At 38.3% G+C, this 24646-nt stretch carries 17 protein-coding genes; 1 reads left to right on the forward strand and 16 read right to left on the reverse strand.

Features of this window, described 5'->3' with window-relative positions; translation table 11 throughout:
* Positions 1 to 143: 143 nt before the first annotated feature.
* Positions 144 to 1517 carry an ABC transporter substrate-binding protein gene (locus tag IPU53_RS01280; RefSeq protein WP_207446636.1) on the reverse strand — a complete coding sequence of 458 codons (1374 nt, stop codon included), beginning with the start codon at positions 1515 to 1517 and terminating at the stop codon, positions 144 to 146.
* A gap of 573 nt (positions 1518 to 2090) precedes the next feature.
* Here IPU53_RS01280 and IPU53_RS01285 point away from each other — a divergent pair.
* Positions 2091 to 2726, forward strand: coding sequence for a YesL family protein (locus IPU53_RS01285; protein WP_207446638.1), 636 nt, complete (start codon positions 2091 to 2093; stop codon positions 2724 to 2726).
* A gap of 79 nt (positions 2727 to 2805) precedes the next feature.
* Here IPU53_RS01285 and IPU53_RS01290 read toward each other — a convergent pair whose 3' ends face one another.
* The 15 genes from IPU53_RS01290 to IPU53_RS01360 form a co-directional block, all read right to left on the reverse strand.
* Complete coding sequence (locus IPU53_RS01290) at positions 2806 to 3792, reverse strand: carbohydrate ABC transporter permease (protein WP_207446640.1); 987 nt, start codon at positions 3790 to 3792, stop codon at positions 2806 to 2808.
* A 19-nt stretch (positions 3793 to 3811) separates the two neighbouring features.
* Positions 3812 to 4666 carry a carbohydrate ABC transporter permease gene (locus IPU53_RS25415; RefSeq protein ID WP_207446642.1) on the reverse strand — a complete coding sequence of 285 codons (855 nt, stop codon included), beginning with the start codon at positions 4664 to 4666 and terminating at the stop codon, positions 3812 to 3814.
* Positions 4663 to 7029 (reverse strand): DUF5696 domain-containing protein, encoded by a 2367-nt coding sequence (locus IPU53_RS01300; protein ID WP_207446643.1) that lies wholly within the window; start codon positions 7027 to 7029, stop codon positions 4663 to 4665. Before IPU53_RS01300 ends, IPU53_RS25415 begins: the two co-directional genes overlap by 4 nt.
* A gap of 12 nt (positions 7030 to 7041) precedes the next feature.
* Complete coding sequence (locus tag IPU53_RS01305; RefSeq protein ID WP_207446644.1) at positions 7042 to 7656, reverse strand: YIP1 family protein; 615 nt, start codon at positions 7654 to 7656, stop codon at positions 7042 to 7044.
* Positions 7653 to 9134: a hypothetical protein gene (locus tag IPU53_RS01310; protein ID WP_207446645.1), complete on the reverse strand. Its 1482-nt coding sequence runs from the start codon at positions 9132 to 9134 to the stop codon at positions 7653 to 7655. Before IPU53_RS01310 ends, IPU53_RS01305 begins: the two co-directional genes overlap by 4 nt.
* 12 nt (positions 9135 to 9146) lie before the next feature.
* Positions 9147 to 10010: a carbohydrate ABC transporter permease gene (locus IPU53_RS01315; RefSeq protein WP_207446646.1), complete on the reverse strand. Its 864-nt coding sequence runs from the start codon at positions 10008 to 10010 to the stop codon at positions 9147 to 9149.
* A 4-nt stretch (positions 10011 to 10014) separates the two neighbouring features.
* Positions 10015 to 10995, reverse strand: coding sequence for a carbohydrate ABC transporter permease (locus IPU53_RS01320; RefSeq protein WP_242697982.1), 981 nt, complete (start codon positions 10993 to 10995; stop codon positions 10015 to 10017).
* A gap of 14 nt (positions 10996 to 11009) precedes the next feature.
* Positions 11010 to 13982: an extracellular solute-binding protein gene (locus tag IPU53_RS25420; protein WP_207446653.1), complete on the reverse strand. Its 2973-nt coding sequence runs from the start codon at positions 13980 to 13982 to the stop codon at positions 11010 to 11012.
* A 666-nt stretch (positions 13983 to 14648) separates the two neighbouring features.
* Entirely contained in the window at positions 14649 to 15611 is a 963-nt protein-coding gene (locus tag IPU53_RS01330; protein ID WP_207446655.1) for a glycoside hydrolase family 43 protein, read from the reverse strand.
* A 137-nt stretch (positions 15612 to 15748) separates the two neighbouring features.
* Positions 15749 to 16510, reverse strand: a complete 762-nt coding sequence (locus IPU53_RS01335) for an alpha/beta hydrolase-fold protein (protein ID WP_207446657.1) — start codon at positions 16508 to 16510, stop codon at positions 15749 to 15751.
* 70 nt (positions 16511 to 16580) lie between these two features.
* Entirely contained in the window at positions 16581 to 18500 is a 1920-nt protein-coding gene (locus IPU53_RS01340; protein ID WP_207446659.1) for a hypothetical protein, read from the reverse strand.
* A 170-nt stretch (positions 18501 to 18670) separates the two neighbouring features.
* Positions 18671 to 19600, reverse strand: a complete 930-nt coding sequence (gene rbsK / locus IPU53_RS01345) for a ribokinase (protein ID WP_207446661.1) — start codon at positions 19598 to 19600, stop codon at positions 18671 to 18673.
* A 266-nt stretch (positions 19601 to 19866) separates the two neighbouring features.
* Positions 19867 to 20949 carry a glycoside hydrolase family 172 protein gene (locus tag IPU53_RS01350; protein WP_207446663.1) on the reverse strand — a complete coding sequence of 361 codons (1083 nt, stop codon included), beginning with the start codon at positions 20947 to 20949 and terminating at the stop codon, positions 19867 to 19869.
* A gap of 643 nt (positions 20950 to 21592) precedes the next feature.
* Positions 21593 to 22588, reverse strand: coding sequence for a LacI family DNA-binding transcriptional regulator (locus IPU53_RS01355; RefSeq protein ID WP_207446665.1), 996 nt, complete (start codon positions 22586 to 22588; stop codon positions 21593 to 21595).
* Between the two features lie 613 nt (positions 22589 to 23201).
* Positions 23202 to 24569 (reverse strand): ABC transporter substrate-binding protein, encoded by a 1368-nt coding sequence (locus IPU53_RS01360; protein WP_207446667.1) that lies wholly within the window; start codon positions 24567 to 24569, stop codon positions 23202 to 23204.
* Positions 24570 to 24646 lie beyond the last annotated feature (77 nt).

Consider the following 24646-nt stretch of genomic DNA (forward strand, 5'->3'; position numbering starts at 1 on the left):
TCTCACAGGAAGGATCAATGGCTTAGTTAGCGCCGTCCCGGCGCAATACCTGCATGATTTAAGTCCAAGTAGACCCAGACCCACGCGGCGAGGAAGCCTTTTTGGCGATTTTCAACTTTAGGGATTGTCGCTTTAAATACGGTTTACTCTATCCCATATTCTTCTTTTAATTTCTTAATTTCTGGGGCAAGTTGTTTTAAGGTATTTTCTTCAATCTGTTCCAGAATTGTTCTGGAATCAATGTTCTTATCAATCGATTCATTAATATCATCAATATATAATGGCCAGGCAGGAGCATCTATAGGTGTTAACCGGCGAACAGGAATATCATCCACAATGGTTTCATAAAATGCATAGTCTTGTTGTCCACCTAAATATTCATTCGTATGCTCTATATACCACGGAAGGGCGGTAATATGTTTCCAACCTGGCTGCACAGCATGCTCCACATAAACCTTCCATGCCTCTTCAGAGAAGTTTGCAAATTCCAGGAATGCCCAAGCGGCTTCTTTGTTTTCACTTTGTGAAGGGATCGAGAACGTAGAGCCACCTAATCCTACATTTACACCCATCGGCATTCTCGTTACTCTCCACTTTCCTGCTTGTTCTGGAAATGCATCTTCTAAATGACGAGAACCATTTGTACCTGCTGGAAAGGAAGCTGCCTTTCCTTGTTTCACAAGTTGTTGTCCTTCATCACTGAATATTAAAGACATTTGTGGGGCCCAGCCAATTTGAACACCTTGTTTCACAAAATCTAAAAGTTCAATCATTCTTTCATCATTCCGCATATAATTCAGTTCACTGTCAAAATATCCTGTCTCATCTCCATATTGAATCGCTGGAGAATCTCTAAATTCATACATATAAATATCATTTGCCTTTAACGTTTGAGCCGCGTTCAATACATTTTCAGGATCTTGAAGCCATTCTCCTAACTCTTCAGGATCAGTCGGCAGTCCCATCTGTTCATATATATCTTCTCGATAATAGAATACACCGGCTGTAAGATCCCAAGGAAATCCTAATAGACGTTCTCCATCCGGAGACTTCCATCTTTCCCAATTATATTCAGATTGTAGATCCTGATAACGTTGAATATTGTATTCCGGTTGTAAGAAATCTTCAAATAGCCCTTCAGATTGAAATCTTGGAAATTGTGCTTGTTCAACATGCACAGCATCAGGAGCACCTCGTCCGGCTGAAATGGTTGTATGCAATTTATCATGTAATTCCCCCAATTCAAGATTAGTTAAATTCACCTTGATATTGGGATACACTTTATTAAACTCTTCAATCACTTCTTCAAACATTTCATCCCATGACCAAAATTCGATTTCTCCTTCCAAATCTGTGTCATGAGTATACGTAATTTCTGAAGTATCAGCTTCTTCTTCTCTATTATCTACATTATTTTCATTTTCCTCTTCTGTTGGCAAACCGCTCCCGATCGAACACCCCGCAATAATCAAGGTTAGAGACAATAGAAACATCAATATACCAATCTTCTTACTCACACCTATTTCCCCCTTTGTTTTTATAGATAGCCTTTGAAGCGAGACTGCTTCAGTGAGAGTTTTTTCACCCCCAACTGATAGTTAATGAGACTTATCGGAGTGCTAGCGCCCACTATCTCCATCCAGACTTCTTTGAAGATTCATAGTCTTGAAATGATAGTTTTATGACGGACTACACCGAGATAAATGAAATACCGATTGACAGGCTACACCTCCTTAAGAACTTCCCTGACTAACACAAAAATAAAAAATCTATATAAAAGTCCCTCTCCACCCTATTGACTCCGCTTACATTACTGTGATATCGTTTACACATATATCATATCTTCTCGAATTTTCCCTTCTCCTTCATTATTCTCGATAAAGTGAAACTTCAATCAGTGGGGGTTTTCTTTCATCCCCCACTGATTGGTAGTTGAACAAATCGGGCTTTTACTGGCTGTTGATCCCCCACTTACAATTCTAGGTTTTCCACGAATTCCTGAAGTGGGGGGTCTTACAGCCAGTTAACGCGGGATAAAAGGAAATACCCTATTTATATAATGATATCACTATAAGGTCAGGTGATGAACATTGAAGTTATTCAATAATAAAATATATCTTTTTTTAGATCGAGTCTCTAATTTGTTTATTCTTAATAGCCTGTGGGTGATTACTTGCATTCCTATTATTACCTTTTTTCCAGCAACCGCTGCGATGTTCAGTGTCATTCGGCAATGGAAACGTAAGGATGAAACAACCGTGATACGACCATTTTTTATTCATTTTAAAAGAAATTTTAAAGATAGCTTCATCGTCGGATTACTTTGGATCCCCTTTGGTGTATTACTTTATTTTAATTATTTGCTCATTGTGCAGACCCAAAAGGGAATTGCCGTATTCACATTAATTCCCATATTTCTTATCTCATTAATCTACCTCTTCATGTCGATATATCTATTTCCAGTTATGGTACATTATCAAGTAAGAATCAGAGATATACTAAAGAATTCCTTTATTGTCTCACTTGTCTATTTTCCGACTACATTTGTATTAATAGGAATGGGAACTATATTATTAACTGTGCTGTTCTTTATTCCACCATTCGCTTTAATTATTTTTAGTTGTGGTGCCTATATGAACTTTTTGCTTTGCGACCGATTATTTCAAAAAATTGAAAAGTTAAGATTCTCCCCCACCTCTTCAAATATTTCAATTGGAGAAGAATGAATGTAGAAGAATCCTCGTTCATCCTTCTCATTGGACCAAACATTTTTTACTTTTAAAAACCACCTCCATTCTAGCAAGTTTACTCTCCAGCAATCCCTGATCTTTCTATCCCATGAACAAAGGCACGTTGAACAAATAAATACAAAATCAGGATTGGCAAGATTGTCAGCATTACTGCCGCCATTATCTGATTCATTAAGGTCGGAGCAAGTCCTATCGCCTCGCTCTGTTGAATTTGACTAGCAACAGCATCTAGGCCATCTGCGTTTGCGTTCCCATTAAATGTCGCCAGGTTCTGTGCTAAATTAAAGAAATCTGGCAGCAACAAATACATATTCGGTTGAAATACATCATTCCAATGCCAGACAACCGAGAATAGAAATACAACAATCATGGCTGGCTTGGCCAAGGGAAACATAATCGTCCAGTAGGTACGAAATGCCCCTGCACCATCAATCCTAGCCGCTTCCTCCATAACTTTTGGCAACCCCCGATAAAACTGAATAAAAATTAGCACGAATAATGAGCCTTTTAATCCAAATCCCATCGCAGAAGGAAAAATAAATGGCATTAATGTATCAATCCAGCCCAAATCACTATAAAAAATATAGAGGGGCACTACAAGCGTTGTGGGCGGAACTAGAAATGTAAAGATCAGTAAGCCCATCCACAAACCTTTTAACGGAAATTTGTACCGGGCAAACCCATAACCAATAAAAGAACAGCTTATAATCTGAAGGATAGCACTACCTAGTGAAATTAAACTACTATTTAGTAAGCCATTCCAATAATTGATTGCTTTAAAGGCTTCTACATAATTATTCCATTCAAGAGTCTTAGGAATCCACTGTACAGTTGCATCGGCTACATCTGATGGCCGCATTAATGATTGAGAAATCATATAGATAAGTGGATAAATAAAAACAAACGATAAACTGAATAGCAATAAATAATAAAATATATTTCCTATAAATGTTCTCGTTCTTCTTAGATATAGAGCTTTTTTATCATCTGTTATTTTCCCATGTATGGATTGTTGGATGGAACCTACAATCGGAATATTCATTAGACGACACTCCCTTCCCTTAATTATCAGCCAAACCTTTACGGAATATCAGGAACACGACTCCCAATACGATAAAAATAAAGATAAAATACAGCCAACCAATGGTAGATCCATACGCATAATCATTCGATACAAAGACAGTATGTAACAAATGATTCATAATTCCGTTATCAGGATTGGTAAAAGAATTCACAATTGTGAACAATGTATTCACAAAAATCATCGGGATTAACATGGGAAAGGTAATTTTCCAAAAGGTTTCCCAACTTGTCGCTCCATCCATCTTTGCTGCTTCATATAGGGCTGGGGAAACGGTTTGTAATGCCGCTAGGAAAATTAAAATTTGTACGCCGGAATCCCACATCACAAGCGTCAGGGAATCGGCATACTTGAGAAGTGGTTCCAGGATGCCTTCCGGAATAAAATGATTCAGCTGGCGATACAATGACCAATTCGTAAAGATTGGGAGATTAGCTGAACCTTGTTGTAACAACTTTCGAAGTGCCTCCCCTGAAGCAATAATGACTGGTAAAAAGAAAACTCCTCTAAAAAAAGTTCTGCCAAATGTCTGGCGATTCAATAAGACTGCACTAAACATAGAAAATATAAGAATCAACGGTACATGTGTCACAAGATCTTGCATTGTTTCCGTTAATAAGGGAACAAAATGCACATCGGTTGTAAAGGCTTGGCGATAATTTTTTAAGCCAACAAAAGTAGCTGCTAGTCCTTCTTTTGTCGGTTTTAAATCATTAAATGTATAAAAGAGGGATCGTCCTAGTGGGACAGCCATAAAGAGAAAAAATCCAACAATCCATAAAGAGACAAAGGAATAGCCTTCAAGTATATGTCTAGTCTTCATTGAGAGTTTCACGATTCACTTCTCCTTCCTTTTTGCACCAAATAGTCAAGCCCCTCTATTAATACCCCGTCTATTTCTTTCGCCTTGCGATTATAATTCACTATTACTTCGGTGCCATTTTCATAGGTTGTTTTATAGACGTTTCGAGCCAATTCTTCATGTCCAATCATTATTTGCCCGGCGGTTTCTTGAGTTACTTGTAAAAAACGATCATATTCTTCCATAGAGCGGTCAAACCAGAAGTGGAAGCTCGAACTAAATAACCGGTCTTCCATTGTTCTTTTTAAATGATCTGTAGATTTATAGGTTAATTCAAAATTGGGACTAGCCCCGTATTCGATCGCTCGTAATAAATCAACACGCTCATCATTTCGTAAATTTGATGGCTTCCCAGTATAAGGAATATATCCATGAATAACCATTTGATAAAAAGGGACCGTTTCATCCAGATTAACAAAATGACTTGAGTCCATCGGAATTTTCTGAATCCCATCTACATGTCCTAGCACATAGGCAAACCCATAATCAACAGAAACCTTTCCGATCGAATCCGCAAATTGATCCAAAAGATTGGTCCAAACTTCTTTCGTGTCTTTTCTACTAGTCAATTTATTTCGATCTTGATCTGAATATAATAGCTCTCCTATATGGTCTAAGTGAATTCCTGTTATACCTATATCTTGATATTTTTTTATTTCTCCCTTAGCATTTTCTATAGCTTTATCAGGGTTCATTAAATAAAATATTTCATCAGAATTACTCACCCTACTCGATACATGGTAATTTGAATTCTCCATTATTTCACGGTCAATCCCCCTGATGGCATCTTTCGAGGCAGATACTCCTTTACTTTTAGCATAGGGCCTTATATAGTTTGTATTGAGATAGAGATCAATACCTACACTCTCAGCATACTGAACTAAATCAGTTAATTTTTTCTTTCCCCCTAACTTACGTTCAACCGGAAAGTGTTTGGGTTGATTTCCATAAATACCTTTTTGAGACCAGCCTTTCAATGTAATCTTCAATGAATCAATCCCTTGATCAACATATGTACCGATGATCTCTTTCACCTGCTCAAAAGTGGTCATATCAATAAAGGTGGATCCTACAATCTCATCTCGCATAATTCCCCCTACAAGGGTAATCGAAAGGGGTCGAATTTGATCTTCTTCTTGTTTTTGCAGTACATCTTCCTCAATTAAATGATTACGGTATGCCTTTGCCATTCCAACATAATCAGCTTCTTCGTCTTCTAATAAAACATATTTTATCGTTCTGTCAGCTTTGTTTCTTTCTCCTTGGAATAAAGGAATACCCCCTGAAGAACCAATGAATACTGTATCTTGATTACGATAAAAGAATTCTGCCCCAGCCCGGTACATATTAATATTTCGAATACCGGCAGGCGTTGCATTAATATTGGCGGTTTCTTCCCCTTCCGTAATTATCGCTAAAAACCCTTTGTCTGCTTGATAAATGCCGTAAACAGGTAGAGCCACTTTCTCCTTTGGCGCATCTGCGATGATTAACCCGCTTGCTAGCACTTCGCCACTGTCTTCATTAAAAGCTTGGTCAGGACCATAAACCGGTTCCGAATAGCCACTAAAGTATTGAGGATGTTCTTTTCTTACCTGCATTAGCCCACCAGATCCATCTGGAAGAAAAACAGCGCCTTCATCTAATCCTTCATAAGCCGCACCAAAAAAAGGCAGGAGCTCTAAGCTTATCAGGCGAATCACACCTTCTTCTCTAACTGAATCATCTGGAATAGAGGCTTCAAATCCATCAACTGTCAGTTTGTATTCAACAGAGAAGAAAATATCGATGTCTTCGAGGCCAAAGTCCACACGCGCTCCATCCTCTATCATGGTAATATCCATTGTTGTAGAACTTTCTTTTAACGTATATGTATTCGTTATACTTGAACCTTCTGTATATGAGATATAGACAGGCGAATCCATATACGCAATATTGTTCGGTAAAGTCTTTTTTGACTTTCGTGGTCCGCCAAACCATTCATAATTTGAATCTTTATTTACAACGCGAATATTTCCACTCCCTTCATCGATATACATTTCCCATTTCTCATTTTCCGCCACTTGTTTCTTTGCAGTGCTGGGAAGCCACTCGATTTGATCAAAATCTTCCTCTTCACTGACCATCTCTTCAGAATTTCCCATTTCGGCATTCGAATCATTCTCCTCATTTGATTGGGCTTCTTCCGTAAGCTCAGTACTTGCCTCGTTCTCTTCCTTTTCATTGATCCCCACTTCGGCTAAACTGCTCAAAGGATAGAAACTGATCATGATGATGCAACCAATAAACAAAATAATGTTTTTTCGATATGCTCTTACAAACTGTTCCTTAATCAAAATGTAAACCTCCTATACTCTGAAGCGAATTTCTTTGAATATATCAAAGAAAAAGATCACGAACTGGCTTAGTAATCCATATAGTAGAATGCCTAGAAACCAAATAATCCCAACAGCTAATATGGTAATAAATGTAATAAAGATGAGTTTACCAACTTCAAAGTCATGAAGAACCTTAAGTTTGATTAAAATGAGTAAGCCGCTCCAAGCAAAGATGAACATTGTCATGACAAGATAAACAGCATCTTCGCTAAGAGCTAAAATATTAGTCAAAAGGGTAAGCGGAATAATAAAGAGGATATAGGGTGACAGACAAAATGCACTCCCAATTAAGAGTTCTTTGAACTTCCCTTCCCCATCCAGAATCGTACTCACACTCCAATTCGCAATACACCATGTGAGCCAAGGGACAACGATCCAGATCAATTCATGCCCATAAGAGATTTCATACGCTTCCCGCGTTTCGAAATGATAACCTATTAATAAAAGAGACCCCATCCTAGCTAGGAATGTTAGAAAAATCAATAGAATGCCTTGGGACCACTTTAGACGATTGGGCTCTTGAATATCATGAAAAAAATCTAATGGATGGATTAAAATCTGCTTCATCATAATTACTGTCGTCATGATACTCTCCCCTCCCCTTTCATCGCTGATTCTGTTCTACTTTTGGGGTTGTTTTTTTTCTTAACCAGTCGGATCATCGCTGGAATACCATAACGAAGAACTATGAATAAGACAATCAGACCTGAGAAAAACCAAGCAAAATGTTCCCGAACAAATTCAATTCGATAAAGTCGAAATGCTTCAGAATAATCTTCTCTTGCGTTCGCCATTTTAAAATAATACATCGCATCCTTATAATCTTCATTTTTATACAATGCTTTGCCAATAGCATGATAAGCAATATCAAAATTACCATTTAATTGGATAACTTCTTCCCAAATATCCTTTGCCTCTTCATAATGACCATCGACATATAATTTTGACGCTTTATGAACGCGATCGGCAAAAGGAGTTGTTCGAAACAAATCGACACGATTTCGTCCCTTATCGACAACGTAAATAATTCCTTCTGAATTTTCCGCTAAACTAGATGGTGTCGTAAACACACCATTCTGTGCACCATTCCCTCCAAAAACGAATAAAAGATTCCCTAGCTTGTCATATTGATAGACTCGACTTGATGTTAAGTTCAATGCCGTTATAAGGCCATCTTCATTAATGGATACATCAACAAAGGAAGATACTTTAAATGGTCCTTCATAACTTGTTAAGTCTCCATAAGTGTTATTTGCCTGATTTAGTGTATCAACACCAACTGGAGATAGCCTTTTAATTTGATTAATATCAGTCCCCAGAGTTGTTGTATAAATGAATCCCTCACTATCTTGTGCTAAATTTGAATAAGCTAGCGCTCGAACGGAAGGTAACTTTGCTTTTTGTTCATCCGTGGCAATCAGTCTCACAATTAAATTCTTCAAACTAAATGGAACATCATTGGAGCCAAAAAAACCTTTAAATTCACCCATGCTATCGATCTGCATAAGTCCTTTGGTATTCCCCTCACTTACAACATAGAGATACTCCCTTTTATCAACGATCAATTTTGAAGGAGAATAGGAAAATTTTGCACCAAGTAGCGGGCTGCTTGGAGCTGTTAGTTCTTTTAGGAATTCTCCATTTTTGTCAAAAATTGCAATCCTCTGGTTTTTCGTATCTGCTACATATACCATTCCATCTTCTTTCACAAAGACTCCTTTCGGTCCATTTAACATCCCTTCTCCCTCTATATCGCCAATCACCTTGATCAATTCATTCTCCTCATCAAGGTGGATAATGCGATTATTCCCAGTATCGGTTATATAGATGGAGTCATCCGGAGCAATGAATATATCCTCAGGACTATTGAATGAACCTGTAGGTAGATAGGCTCCATCAATCGAGCCATCATGCAAATAACCATTAATAGATCTGACATCCCTCTCCTCAGTATCCCAAATATACCCTTCATATGCCTCTTGAGCCCAGCCTTCAAGTGGAAAAAGGAACATCGCAACAAGAGCTGGAATGATGCAAATCCATTTGGATAAAGAAAATTTCAATAACTCCACCCCCTACTCTTTCATCCCTGAATGAGCCATCGTTTGCAAAACCATTCGCTGGGTGATAATAAACACGAAGATGGTTGGAATAATCATTAAGAAGCTTGCAGCAGCCAATGTCCCTACACGGGCAATGACTCCAGCACCCCCACTGATGGAAGTAATCGCAAATGGAATGGTCTTAAGCTGGTCTTTTGTTGCATACATCGTCGAAGCATAGGGATCATTCCATGCCTGAATAAAACTAAATAACGCAAATGTCGCTACAGCTGGTTTTAATAAAGGAAAAACAATGGTCCAAAGAATCCGCCATTCCGAAGCCCCCTCCATTCGGGCAGCCTCTAAAAGGGAATCGGGAATCTGCTTTAAAAACTGAATCATTAGAAATATACCTACTGGAGCAGCTAAACCTGGTAAAATCATTGCCCAATACGTATTCATCATGCCAGACCGGCTGATAATTAAATATTGTGGGATCTGCAATACTACGGGAGAGAACATTAACGCCGTAACAATTAGGCTGAATACCATACTCTTAAAAGGCATCGTGTGTTTCGCCAATGGATAGGCCGCCATGGCGGAAATAATAACCCCGAAGAACACAACAGCGGATGTCACAAGTACACTATTGAAAATATATCGTGAAAAGGGAACAGTTGTAGTCCCCGTAATAAAAAATAGATCTCTGAAATTCACTAAAGTGGGATTAATCGGGAAAAATCTAGGCGGAAATAAAAATAATTCACTAATCGGCTTTACTGATGTTGATGCCATATAAACAAGTGGCGAAAGAAACAACAAACCGCCTATCGTCAAAAATGTATATAAGAAAATTCCGCCCCAGTCTATTCCCTTTCGCTTAATGGTTGTTTTCATCCGTTTAATCCTCCCCTCCTAGAGTTCTAAAAATCAATCGATTTAGACCAAGCATGATCAGGAATAATACAACTGCTATCGCTGAAGCATACCCCATTTCAAAACGTATAAAAGCGTAATCATGTAAGTGAGATAAGATTGTATGCCCGGCATACAATGGACTAGGAAAACCAACCAATTGCGTGCTCACATCGAATATTTGCAGCGAGCTAACCACTTGCATCACAGCACCAAATAGTAATTGTGGTTTGACAGACGGGAGGGTAATATACCACAATTCTTGCCAACGGTATTTTACCCCGTCCATTTTCCCAGCCTCATATAACTCTCTCGGAACATTTTGCAAACCAGCCAGGAAAGCAAGAAAACCAATTCCCATACTCATCCACAAAGACACAAAGATAATCACCGGAATAATCGATTCCACGTTTTGTAAAAATAAATACGGTTCATTCAAAATTCCCAATTTGATTAAAGTATGATTTAGTAACCCCTTTCGATCTCCGGCAAAGAAATATAACCAGACAACAGAAATCGCAACGGCACTGGTGACCGACGGAGTATAGAAACATAATGTATAGAAGAACCGAAACTTTTGCTTCACTTGTGAAATAAGCCAAGCCAAAAAGAAGGACATAATATATCCAACTGGCCCTGTTACAAAGGCTAAAGTAAAGGTCACTCCGATCGCTTTTAAAAATATATCATCATCTACAAAGAGAAGGCGATAATTAGACAATCCTACAAAGTTAGGGCTTTCCACAATATTATAGTAAGAAAAGCTAAGACCAATCGAAGTGAAAATTGGAACAATCGTAAAAGTTGTAAAGAATATAAGGAAAGGCGCTAAAAGAAAATACGAAATTTTATTTCTTTTCATCTCTAGCCATGTTTTTCGCCATTTTCCCATTGGAAGCTGATGATTCGATCGTTCTTTTACAATCGAAACACCATTTGTTTTAGCTGTCGCTGAATCCATAGGCATTTTTCCTTTCCCTCCTATTCATCGTGACTTTCAGGTTGGGGTGTTTCCAATCCAAATTCTTCACGTTTTTTCCGGAGTTCTTTATTGATTTCTCTCACTCCTTCTTCTACTGCTTCTCGCGCCATTTTTCCATTTAAGACAATCTCATTCCACATATTAGCGATATGACGAGTCGTAAAATATCCACCGACCACTACTTCTCTTTCTCTAAACCATTCCCACTGCTCCAAAATCGCGTCTAAATCAGTTTGTTCCCATGGAAGTCTTCTTAAAGCCTCTACATTCGCCGTGTTCCAGCGTGCTTCCACACCAAGTAATGCTTCTAGTTCAGACCCAAATCTTTCTTGGGCATCAGCACTTGTCCACCATTTTAAAAATTCCCATGCCTCTTCTTTCATCTCAGAATCTTTAAAGATGATACCAGTTTGACCTAACCCTCCAGTGGAACGATTAATTTGACCATCTGGTTGCTCGATTCCTGGATGCGGTTTCATATCCCACCAGCCCGTTAATTCAGGCGCGGCTGTTGAAAGCAAAATATAAGTAGAATAATCCGCTACCCCAATCGGCATTTCTCCAGAACGAAAACGATTATAAAAATCAGCTTGCTTTTCAATCTTGTAGTTTGTGAATAGTTCTGTCCACATCTCCATGGCCTTTAACGCTTCTGGAGAATCGAGTTTTGATTTCATTCCTTCTTCATCATATAGATCTCCATTATGTTGAAATAAAAATGGTGCAAATTCATTAACCGCCACATTCGGATCATTAGGGGCATGTGGATAATAAAAATCCATTCCGTTTTGCTGTAAAAGCGGGATTAATTCCATCACTTCTTCCCATGTATCTGGTATTTCATCCTCCGAAATGCCTAATTCCATCATGATATCTTTGCGGTAAAAAAGCATATTAAAGTTTTGATTTTCCGGGACGGCGTAGTCTCCGCCATTATATTTATAAGGAATCAGTGCTCCAGGCCTAAATCGATCAGCGACTTCCTCATAGTCTGGAAATTCATTTAAATTCACTAGGGCATTCCTCACAGCAAAATCAATAGGTGTTTCCCCTTCTACACCTAATGCAACGTCAGGGGTCAGTCCCGAAGTATTAGCAAGCAACAAGACTTCCATTTGTCCCGATGGAACTAAGTTTACATTTACTTTAATCCCGGTTTCAGTTGTAAAATCTTCATCAATCATTTGTTTTATAATTTGCACCCAATCCCGACCGCGAGCAATCCACACATCTAAAACTTTTTCATCCTCATATACATTTCCTACACCGTTGTAGTCCCGAACAAATGAATCGGCTAAATCGAATGTACTCGTTTTCATTTTTGTATACCACGGTGCGGTGGCCTTTGGCCACTCTTGATCCGGTGACTGTATTAAAATATAATCAAGCAGTAAACTCTGGGAGCTCAAGCCATTAATCCAAGTTCCTAATTGTGATTGCATGTCATTAATAGATTCTAATTTTCCTGGAATAGATGAAGGTTTATCTGCCATCGCAATCAGCGTGTCACGAACTTCTAATAATGTACTAATATCGGAGCTGCCTTCTTCTACTCCCAAATCGTAGAACGATTGCACAACATCATGGATATTTCGCGCCATAATATGTAAACGTGGAACTAAATTAGGAACACTGTCCTCTAAGTTCCAATCAATATTTGGATCTGGACTTGTACCTGTTACCCGAATCACTTCCCGATACAACAAAGAGAGCTTGTTCGTCACTATGCGAATATCTTCAAGCATTGGACCGATACTCCCTACCTGTACTTCCATGCGAATCGTATGTGACCCCTCTTCGAAATAATAAAGATAATCCTCCTCTTCTGTTCCTATGCCTTCCATTTGCCAGCCAGCTTTATATGGGAATAAAACACTGTTCATCTCTTGAAATGGTAACTGACCATCAATCGTTATTTTCCTTTCTGTCGGCATGCCGTTTAAAAAGTGTTGGCCAAACCGAGTTCCGATATTATATAAACCGCTTTCATCAATTTCAAAATTCCACTCGGCCCATTGCTCTCCATTTCTCCAGCCATCCCCTCCAAAGGTATTTAAGGCAATTGCATGTTGAACAAATGGCTCCGTTGATGGTTCCCGATCTTCGACACGTTTTAAAGTCGGATCAGAACGTAACGTTGAATCCTCCGCTTGCAATTTAATTTGAACGCCTTTTGTTTCCTGATAGCCTCTTTCTGCATACTCTTCCTTGACATCCTCATATGTAGGGTAATGGATGGGTGAGAAAATATGAATATTTCCCATAGCAGCGGGTTCACGCACCCCTTCAATCCGGATCACATGCTCACCCTTTGTAAGGTAAAACCGAAGAGGTTCTGCAACTTTTGCTTCCGAATCTCTAAACTCTTTATATTGCCAGCCTGATCGTTCTTTTCGGGCAGGGTTAAATTCATTGCCTTGATTGTCATACCAAGATTCACCTTCTTCTTGCCACATGCGTTGAAATGTTAACTTCTTCGCTTGAAAAGTAGGATATTCTCCATCTACTTGTAAACTTCTTACTACATTGGAGCGCTTTCCTGGCAATGCATAATAATCCATGCCCATTTGATAGTAACCATCTTCTGGAACACTAAAACGGTATTCCACCCATCCCTCTTCATCCATAATTGCAACAGCTTTATCAAATGGTTCTCCGAGATCACTCATCATCTCGACTCCCTCGTTGCTCATATCAGAATACTCTTTGGAGGGAATCCGCAAGTCAAAACCTTCCGTATCCGTGATCCCTTCTATTCCAGCCGCTTTATAATATTCATAAACGGATGGTTCTAATAATTCTGAAATATCCTCTTCAGCTAAAATCGATCGTTCCTCAATATCATTATATTCAGCAACTGCCTCCATCACAGTATCGTTGTAACCTTTTGTTTGTATCCAATAGATGACCGTAGCCGTAAGTAGAACAATGACTGTTAAGCTAATGGCATACTTACGAAGTAGCTGTAACACGTAATCCCTCCATTTCCATCTTGAATTACGAGATTATAGATTTCTTTTACCTTATTAAAGAGACAAACAGTAAACTAACCTCCCCTATATAAAGCAAAATTAAATTCATTTTTTAATTTACTTATTACTGTAATCGTTTACACATATATTTATTATTATATTAGCGTATATGAATATCCAAAGCAATGCTTTTTTGATTATTTTTTATTTTCTTACTTGTGTTTTGCCTCATCCTAGCTTAAGGACCTAGTTCTTTTGCAATATCTTGCCATTTATAACTTTAAAAGCTTATCATGATGACTCGATTAATTCTGTCGAATTCATAATTCATTGATTTCAGCAGTTATCCATGTGAAAATATTAGATCCATATACAGCTTTCATGAGACAGAAATAATCACCAAGTGTATCCCCCCGACAAAATGACCGTTTATGTTAGACCCAAGATTGCCGATCAACAGACCATAATATAGAATATTGGCCTTGTTTGCTCAATTTTCATGAACGAAAAATACTCTTTGATACAAAACATGAGCACAAAAAGAATTAGTCATGAATACTACTTAAATCTGTTTGAAAGTAAAAGGAGCATGAATTTTCCGTTCAGAAGTGGTCGAGGATACTCTTGTCGGTGGATCATCTTTTTCTTATTATCGCGTTTGACTTATTATAGTTGAATCTGTTGCTGATCAACTGTTGGTCCGTCTATTTTTAATTTTCCGTCTACAAAAAATAAGCGATCAATACACATTTGCCGATTTCCACTCGGTTTTTCAACATCCGTATGAATATGATATACAATATAAAGTGTCTTACCGTCTGGACCGATTGTGACACTATTATGCCCTGGTCCTGAAACGCCCTTCGCTAAATCTTTTGCCAGAATAGGGTTCTCATCTGCCTTATAGAATGGTCCCATTGGATGCTCTGCCACAGCATAGCCAATAGCATAATTTAGACTGGCAAAACATTGGGCTGAATACATTAAATAATATTTGCCCTGATGTTTTAATAAAAAAGGACCTTCATTCCACTGGAAATGGTCATCGATCCCTTCCCACTCCTTATCTGGTTCAAGTATTAGCTTTGCATCCCCTGAACATTCAGTTAAAGATCGGCTCAACTGCTGAACGTAAATTTGGCTTATATGCTTTCCGTTTATAATATTTTCTGAACAGTCTTTCACATAATAAAAATAGGGTGTTCCATCCTCTTCAATAAATAGATGTCCATCGATATAGGAACCTGCCCATTTTATGAGATCTATCTTGATATCAATAAAAGGTCCTAAAGGATGGGGACTCCGAGCAATGGAAATTCTCAAGGACCCTTCAAGACTACGAGCACTATACGTCATATAATACTGGTTATCATAATGAATAACTTCTGGCGCCCAAAAATCACCAGTTGCCCATTTTTCTGATTGCTCATCCATTGAATAGGCTAACCCTTTTTCCTCCCAATCAACTAAGTTAGGTGATTGCCACACCTTAAATCCAACATCAGGTTGGGAAGTCGCATACATATAATACATATCATCTGTCTTCAGAATATAAGGGTCTCCAATATTAGTCATTCCACCTACTGGGTTTGTATAAATTAATACAGATTTTTGATTATGATGGACCATTTTAATTCATCTCCTTTTACGCCTGATCATTAAGGACCGGAATGTAATCACTTACAAAAAATATGATATTCAATGAATAAACTTATTAATATACTATTTTTAGTATAAAACGGCAAAAATACGGTATATTCTATCATCTATCCATCAATCTTCACTTGTTGAAACATCCATTCCACCATCTTTTTACTAGCATAAGTCGGTACCCAGGATCCGTGTCCATATCCAAGTTGTGCGGGATATTCGGTGTAACGAGGATTTCCACCCGCTCTTTTTATACTTGCGATGATTTCCCTAGAATAAGAGACGGGTATAATCTCATCATCTTCTGCATGGAAATTCCATAGGGGCTTTTTAGCTAGCACATTTGCCTTTTCCGGATCTCCTCCACCAGCAATGGGCACCATAGCAGCAAATAATTTTGGAAAAAGAATATTTAAATTATATGTTCCGAAACCGCCTTGAGAAAGCCCTGTACAGTATAAACGATTGGGATCAATTGAAAATTCCCCTCGAATAGATTGTAAAATTTCATGCGCCATCAGCAAGTCATCACTTGGTTCAAAAAGCCGGCTCAAATTTATTTGATTGTGATGATTGCGCGTTATACCAAAACCACCATGTGGCAGATTACGGGATTGCGGGGCTAAGACAAATGCGCTATACTTCGCTTGATTTTCTGCTGTTGCCCATACCACTGCTCCATCAGACGAGAGAATATGGGATTCATTATCATTGCCTCTCTCTCCACCGCCATGCAAAAATAATACTAATGGGTAGGATTGGTTTTCCCGATAATTTTCAGGTACATATAACCGATAAGGCATTCCTTTATAAGTAAAGCGGAAAAATTTCTCTGCAATCTCTTCTCTTGTTTCAGTTACATAAGCACTGTTATCCATAGCTTGAACATCTCCCTCTTTCAAGATTCAAAAGCAAAGCATAGCTAAGCTTTCCTGCTAAAATGGAAATCTACCTTAATAATATTTCGGCCAATGAGGCGGAGGCAGATCCATTTCCCCAATCAAATATCGTAAATTCCCCTGGTTGAAATTGATCATTTTCACCATGATGGGCATTTTCCATTTCAAAGCCGTAGTCCTGTTCACCGAAATGAGGAAATGTCTGTTCATATTGCTTCATAACGCGTGGATTTTCCGGACAATACATTAAATAGAACGACGCTCTCATTGCCCAGATTCCCCTAAGTTGGTATGCTTGCTTTCCAGTCAGCTCATAATAATCCAAATACGTAAGGGCAAATAAACTTTGGCGAGCATCATTCCATTCATCATCGGAAGTCATCACACCGAATCCACCGAGCATTGGTATATCCAAATATTTCGGATTCCAAATCGCCTGATAAAGAGAAAGTTCAGCTAACACGTTCTCTCCTACTTGTAAATATCGTTGTTCATTCGTCACCTTATACAATTCTTTCAGCGCTTCAGCTGTCCAATATATCGAAAAGCTACATTGATTGTATAAACCACTGCGAGGATCTTTTTCACCATATCTTTTTCCATCCCACTGCCTGGCACATGACCAATACAACTCGAAATCTTCCCAACGCCCCTCCGAAAGTACTTGTTTAATAACAAACGCCATTCCTTTTTTAGCAGCTTCTATATACCTATCATCCATCGTAATACGATACAATTTCGTCAAAAGCCATACATGCATAGAGGTTTCTGGGCTGTCGATCAAGTATGGGGAGATTGACCCCGTTTCTTCATGAACCCATGCTGGAAAACTACCATCCGAATTTTGCAATGTCAATAATCTTTCAACATAACGTTTTGTATAGCTCAGGAGTTTTGGGTCTTTTTCAATATCAGAATACCATTTTAACATCCATAAACATGTCCAAGACATATCCAATAAATGCCCATAGTGATCATGGCTTTCAGGTCTTCTATCAGAATGTCCCCATACCCCATGTACAAAACTACCATTTTCATCTGCCCAATAAACAGATGGAAACAGTCCATCGGTCTGTGGAGCTGCAAGCGCAAAGTTCTTCGCCTTTTCTGCTCTCTGAATCATCTCCTGATTATTCCACTTTTCACCCCAAACCCTATAACCATATGCACTTCTTAAGCTTGAAAACCAAGCTTGATTCCACAAACTCTTTCTTTCACGCCAATTTTCTTCTTGTCCAAGACCGGGCGATTGAGTAGCTCGTACGATAAAAACACAGCCACCAACCTTTGTTTGATTGAATGTAAACTCCTGCCAAACAATCTTTTCCCATCGTTTAAACGCCCAATCATAGGTATGCTTTACGAAAACCTCCAGCTCTTGTAAACGATCAAATTCCCCGTCCTTTTGTCGCATCCTTTTTTCCCCGAACTTTTCCCAGATAAAATCAACAACCGGTTGAACATTTCTCTTTCCTTCCCTCTCCTCCCACTCTATCAAATAAAAACGGAACAAGAGCTGATCTTCTTCCAACTTAATCGGCTGATCAATGCGTGTGTGATAAACATGCTTTGTTTTTTCATAATGTCCCAATCCATATGTTAACATTCTATCTGATTGAACAAAATCCATTATGTGTGGAGTTCTGCGTTGTGTATCCAAAAAGTCAAGATCTGGAATTAAAGCAAACCGTTTATTTAGCTTTTCAAAAATAATCGCAGGGGAGCGAAACACATAGTCACCAATTACCATATTTTTTTCTGGGGATAAATGAGGCTTCCAAACACAGTTTATTCTAGGGTCGTTTACGACCATATCGATTTGCATGCGCTGAACCTCTTGTGAAGGGTGTTCCCATTTTGCTTCCAATAGAGCAATTTGTTGGCCAGCCCTTTCTTCTTCCGTGATACATACAGTGCATGGTACCTCATTGAAAGCAACCCATTTTTGAAGCCACTTTGGATATTCCACTCTTCAACCTCCTCCTTTATTCCACCAATTTGCAACTATTTTTCACTGCCTGCAAAATTAGTCCCAAGATCTGAAATCCAACTAACCCACTAGCAAGATTTTTGTTTACAATTTTGTCTTATAGAATAAGGACTCTTTTTCTACATTAATTTATTTCCTTTGAAAGAAAGTTAGGAAGTTCTCGATTGAAATTCCTTAGAAAAAGCCTCAATTTCTTTTAAAGTAGGTAAGGAAGGTATTGCTCCTGCCCGTGTCACTGTTAACGCACCAGCTGCATTCGCCTGTTTCACAACTTCAAGGATGGGCTTTCCCTGCGCCACTCCAACTGCAAGAGCTCCATTAAAAGCATCTCCTGCTGCAACAGTATCATATGCTTTCATTGGAAATCCCGAAACATGAAATGAACCATCTTGACTTACAACAAATGCCCCACGCTCACCCAATGTAATAATAGTAGTTTGAACCCCTTTTTCTAAGAGAGCTTTCCCAGCTTTTTCGGCATCCTCTTTTGTAGTTACTTTAATATCTGTAAGGATCTCGATTTCTGTTTCATTTGGTGTAAGATAGGTGACTTTTCTCAGCAATTCATCACTTAGTTTTTGTGCAGGTGCCGGGTTTAAAATAACCGGAATCTCATATTCATATGCATAGGAAATAGCTCTATGAATCATTTCTAGTTCCATTTCCAATTGAACAACCAAAACTTTTGATCTGCGAATAAGCTCGCGAATTTTGTTCAAATCTTCAATTCCATAAGCTAAATTCGCCCCTGGAACAACAATAATTCGATTATGTCCGTTTTCCTCCAATGTGACTGAGCCGACTCCTGTAGGATGTTCATCATCACGAAGAATATAGGACGTATCGATATCTTCTTTTTTCAATGTCTTGATCGCTTCATCTCCAAATAAATCGACCCCTAATTTCCCAGCCATTGTCACTTTACCGCCAAGTCTAGCAGCGGAAACAGCTTGATTGGCACCTTTTCCTCCCGGAAACCTAGAAAATGATTTTCCTATTATTGTTTCACCGTTTTCTGGAACTCTTGGAGTGCGAACAACTAAATCCATCATAAAACTACCGATCACAAGTATATCCAATTCATCTACGTCCTTTGTCTATTATTTAGTACATGCAAACAAAATATGCAATCGTTTACACTTTATGTAAAGTTTCGAAGGGATTCACCATCCTTATTTTTATCATATCCACACTTTATTTTTGCAAGACTCTTACCTATCTTTTGAGATTGCTTGTTGATGAATTCTTCGTGAGGGCGAATGGGAAGGTTCCGCCCCCATTGCTTTCTTTTTGAAGAGTGAACCAGCTACTAAGTATCTTCAACATTTCTATTTTCTCTCTATACTTAAATCACTTCCAATTCATCCTTATTTGGAAGTTTAGGAAACTCCACGTGAGGCTCTAATTGATACCAAAAGGTGGTTGAGGCAATATCATCCTGCAATGGAAGGTATCTTCCTTCAGAGCGCCATCCTAAAGCTTGAATTGTCACTTTCAACTCATCTTCAAAACGAATTGGGTCCATAATATGCCATCTGTACATCCCAAATCGCTGTTGACTACGATACAGGCCATCAGGTTTGATGACTTGCGGTAACCCAAGGAATGGCGTTGAAAATGTTCCGTATTCACCTTGGGGATGCTCAAAGTTCCAAGCACCTCCAAAGTAATCCTCCGTCCCAGTGCTAACTATGGTCGGGTACTCTTTATCTCCGTCCATATAAAACTTGATTTCTCCCTCTCCCCACCAACCATTACTATTCACTTGCCAAGCAAGATAAGTTCCTACATAATGGCCTATGCCCTTAATACCATCTACTAATGTATGAACATCTTCATATTGAACAGGATTACTTCTTCTCCATTGAGCATGAAAATAAGCCATATCTTCAGGAATATCGGTTAAAGCGTAGTTAATTTGGTAATATAACGGATATTCAACGTGATCTCTATTTTCAATGGTGATTTTTGCCGATTTTCTAAAAGGCATCTCCCAATAGGCATTCATTCCACCTGCTGGATTGACGGAAATAGGCAAGGAATTGATATTGATTCGCTCACACCAGCCATTACAGAAAAAGTCCCCATATGGTACCTCGACTGAAGGTGTTTCTTCTCCATCCCAATACATACGGATGATCGTATTTCGCCAATGCGCGGGAAAGCAGGTCATCCACATGCTTTGAATCACACCAGGTCCTTCAATTTCTGCCAATGTCACGGTGTTACCTGGTTGAAGCATTATTGAGGGGGATACCTTCCAACCTTTTCCAAGCTCTCGCGCCGGCCCAGCACCTGTTCCTTCTGTAGCCATCGCTCCCTTCCCTTTTTCGCCAGTAAAGTTTTCTGCACTGATAGAGCGTGTTTTCGCTTTTGACACTCTTGATAGATTACCAAGTCCCATCCCTAATCCATTAAATTCACTCATGGTTTCATTCCTCCATTATCATATTTTAGTCTTTAAAAAAGCGATTACATTTACAAGAAAATGTTTCAACTGTCATATTTTATCTAAACGATCGAGTCAATATACTACGATTCTATTTCTCAATTTGATTCTTTTAAAAAAATCATTTAGAAAACAATCCAGTCATAGAATTCTGTATCAATGTGTATCAACATTTTCAAAAACAAGAGTTTATGTAATCGTTTACACCATCATATTATACATCATCCTCCTTTTCAAGTCATTTATTTACTTTTTACAATTTCTGTTTACCTATGATATTTTTCCTGTCTCTAACCAAAAAAAATCGATCCCTTAATCATTATAAATATGGCAAATTATTAGATTATATTCATAGATTTTCATGGTAATCGTTTACACACACGGTAAACTTTCTTACTTCCACCGTCAACCCTCTTTCACGCTGTTACGATAAAACGCCTGTTTTCTTTACGAATAGGAGAGGTTTTGGCCAATGATTGTTTTAGAAATAGGAATCTGCCTTTGAAACTTCACCACATAATAAGTTCCCTACATCTTAAATCAAGCTCTTTTTTTAAAAAAGCTTTGGTCCCTTTTCCGTTTCGTTACTATGAAAAAAGGGAGCAATATTATACATTGCCAATTATGTGATAATTAATTTTGGATTAAATTTTTTATGAGTTGGAATTTGTCTTTTATTTAATAATCGTTCGATCAGAATTTCCCCAGTTCGAACACCCATTTCATAAGGTTGTTGTTTTACATAAATTATCCCTGATGGTCTTAACAACTGGGCTGCCTCCACTTCACCATATGAAGCAACAACCATATCATTTGGAATTGTATATCCCATTTTTGTTAACTGCAAGAGCACGCCAAAAGTCATCGTGTTATTAACCGATAGGATCGCTGTCGGTTTTTCCAATTTATGTAGAAAATGGGAAACGGCATTAGAACCGTCTTCTTCAGTAAAAGTGCCATTGAATACCATATTTTTGTCTAATTCCAAATTATATTCCATCAACGCCTTTTTGTATCCCACATATCTTTCTCGGCCAGTGCTAACATCCAAAGAACCGTTGACGATACCTATTTTCTTATGGCCTTGGTCGATTAAATATTTTGTTAGCTGGTACGCTCCTTCAACATTATCCTCTTCAATTAAATCTAATTCCAATTCATCACTTTCCAATTTCCTATCGATAAGGATAACCGGCACACCTGAATAGTTAATTTTTTTAATAATTTCTTCGTTTTCACCGGAAGTTGCTAGAACAATGGCATCAACGCGTTTTTCCAGTAAAACTTTCATTACTTTCTGCTCTTTATTCGAGTTTTCATCACCACTAACAAATAATAAGCTATAACCTATTTCAGCTAAGGTATCCTCAATTCCACGGGAAATCTTCATAAAATACGAGTTTGATATATCTGGAATGACAATTCCAATGGTATTGGTTCGATCCATCTTTAAACTTCTTGCAATAGCATTAGGCTGATAATTTAATTGATCGGCTACAGAACGTACTTTTTCTTTTATTTCTTCGCTTGCATATCCTCTATTGCTGAGTACTCTAGAAACAGTTGCTGTCGAAACTCCCGATTCTCGTGCTATATCTTTGATTGTTACTTTATGCATACCATCGTCTCCTCTTAATTCCGCAAAATATATGTTATCGGTTACATATTCGATTATTATAGTTGATGAACTAGTGATTCCTCAATTGATTGCCATCTATCTAATCCATTTTATTCAATTCTCCATTCCTATTCAAGTTTTTTATGTTTGTGAGGAAGGATAACGTTTATAATAATGTTTTTATCCGTTTTCTATAAAGTGAAACTTCAATCAGTGGGGGTTTTCTTTCATCCCCCACTGATTGGTAGTTGAACAAATCGGGCTTTTACTGGCTGTAAGACCCCCACTTACAATTCTAGGTTTTCCACGAATTCTTGAAGTGGGGGTCTTACAGCCAGTTAACGCGGGATAAATAAGCTGGAAATCGACAAACACAGAAATTGAACATCAGATAACGAGGGGAAGTGAAGTTAAGAGGCCCTTATGAATGGCGTAAGCTACTATCACTTATCCCTCTTGCGGATTATTTGAAGGGTCTGGCTTCTTTCGGAATAAGTGTTAATGAATAGGTTCTATTAAAACAGCTTCAGATTTTTTTGGACCTGGATTATAGTTAACGATAAAATGGAGGTCTCCGTGAAAGCGAGAGTCCTCCATCTCCGTATTATTTCTATTATTCTGCTTTCTCCATTTCCTCTTTTAGTTTATCAATCTCACTCGCTAACTCTTTCATGGCATTTTCTTCGATTTGGTCTAAGCTCGTTTTCGAGTCAATGTTATTTTCAATGGATTCATTAAGACCATCAATATAATGACCCCACGCGGCCCCATCAAGAGGAGTTAATCGTCTAACAGGGATATTTTCATCAATGGAACTATAAAGTTTATAATCTTCCTGATCACCTAGAAACTCATTTGTATGTTCCTGATACCATGGCAAGGATATGATATGTGAAAAAGAGGGTTGTACCGAGTGTTCAACAAATTCTTTCCATGATTCTTCTGAGAGCGTGATCCATTCTACAAACGCCCATGATGCATCTTTATTTTCGCCTTGGGAAGGAATCACAAATGAAGACCCGCCAAGTCCCACATTCACATCCAATGGCATTCTCGCTGCCCGCCATTTTCCAGCTTGTTCAGGCAAAATTGCTTCCAAATCACGAGCACCAAAACTCCCCATAGCAATGGAAGCAATTTTCCCTTGTTTCATTAATTGTTTTCCCTCATCTGAAAAAAGTCCTGATAGCTGTGGCGCCCAACCAATTTGAATTCCTTGTTTGACAATATCGAATAGTTCAACCATCTTGTCATTATTTCGGACCCAGTTATAATCAGAATCAAAATATCCGATTGAATCGCCATATTGAACTGCTGGTAGATCCTGCCAATCATACATATAAATATCATTTGCTGCTAAAGTTTGCGCTGCATTTAATAAATTGTCCTTATCTCGTAAATATTCCCCCAACTCTTCGGGATCACTTGGCAGTCCCATTTGTTCATAAATATCTTCTCGATAATAAAAAATCCCAGGCGTAATATCCCAAGGCATTCCGACAAGTCTTTTCCCATCCACTGATTTCCAGCGTTCCCAATTATAATCAGAGACAAGTTCTTGATATTGCCCTGCATCATATGGAGCTTGTAACAAGTCCTCTAATAAATCTCCAGTTGAGTATCTGGCAAATTGCCCTTGTTCTACTTGTGATACATCTGGAGAACCTTTCCCTGCAGCTAAAGTTGTTTGTAACTTATCGTGTAATTCTCCAAATTCCACTTCAATCACATTCACTTTGATGTCTGGATAATCTTTATTGAAGGCTTCTACTACCTTCTCATATATATCAGGCGTCCATGTCCAAAAATTGATCTCTCCCTCAATATCTGGACTTATTTCAAAAAGTTTTCCAATGTTACGATCAGTTTCACCATTTCCTTCCTCACTATCTGTTTTTTGAGGATTACTATTAATTGAGCAACCAACAAACATGGTAACTGAAACGATAAATAGAATAATAATGCACCAAGACTTTCTCATTGGCATATCCCCCTCTTCATAATCATTTCAATAGCTATGCGGTAAAAGAAACAAACAAGTATTTTACAAAACACGCA

It is taken from the genome of Bacillus sp. SD088 (assembly GCF_017355205.1).
GTDB lineage: Bacteria > Bacillota > Bacilli > Bacillales > Bacillaceae_C > Lederbergia.

Excerpts from the sequence above, each read along its gene's own strand:
- IPU53_RS01290 (WP_207446640.1), bottom strand. The coding sequence starts at position 3,792 with ATGAATATTCCGATTGTAGGTTCCATCCAACAATCCATACATGGGAAA.
- IPU53_RS01305 (WP_207446644.1), bottom strand. The coding sequence starts at position 7,656 with ATGACGACAGTAATTATGATGAAGCAGATTTTAATCCATCCATTAGAT.
- IPU53_RS01315 (WP_207446646.1), bottom strand. The coding sequence starts at position 10,010 with ATGAAAACAACCATTAAGCGAAAGGGAATAGACTGGGGCGGAATTTTC.
- IPU53_RS01320 (WP_242697982.1), bottom strand. The coding sequence starts at position 10,995 with ATGCCTATGGATTCAGCGACAGCTAAAACAAATGGTGTTTCGATTGTA.
- IPU53_RS01330 (WP_207446655.1), bottom strand. The coding sequence starts at position 15,611 with ATGGTCCATCATAATCAAAAATCTGTATTAATTTATACAAACCCAGTA.
- IPU53_RS01335 (WP_207446657.1), bottom strand. The coding sequence starts at position 16,510 with ATGGATAACAGTGCTTATGTAACTGAAACAAGAGAAGAGATTGCAGAG.
- IPU53_RS01350 (WP_207446663.1), bottom strand. The coding sequence starts at position 20,949 with ATGAGTGAATTTAATGGATTAGGGATGGGACTTGGTAATCTATCAAGA.
- IPU53_RS01355 (WP_207446665.1), bottom strand. The coding sequence starts at position 22,588 with ATGCATAAAGTAACAATCAAAGATATAGCACGAGAATCGGGAGTTTCG.
- IPU53_RS01360 (WP_207446667.1), bottom strand. The coding sequence starts at position 24,569 with ATGAGAAAGTCTTGGTGCATTATTATTCTATTTATCGTTTCAGTTACC.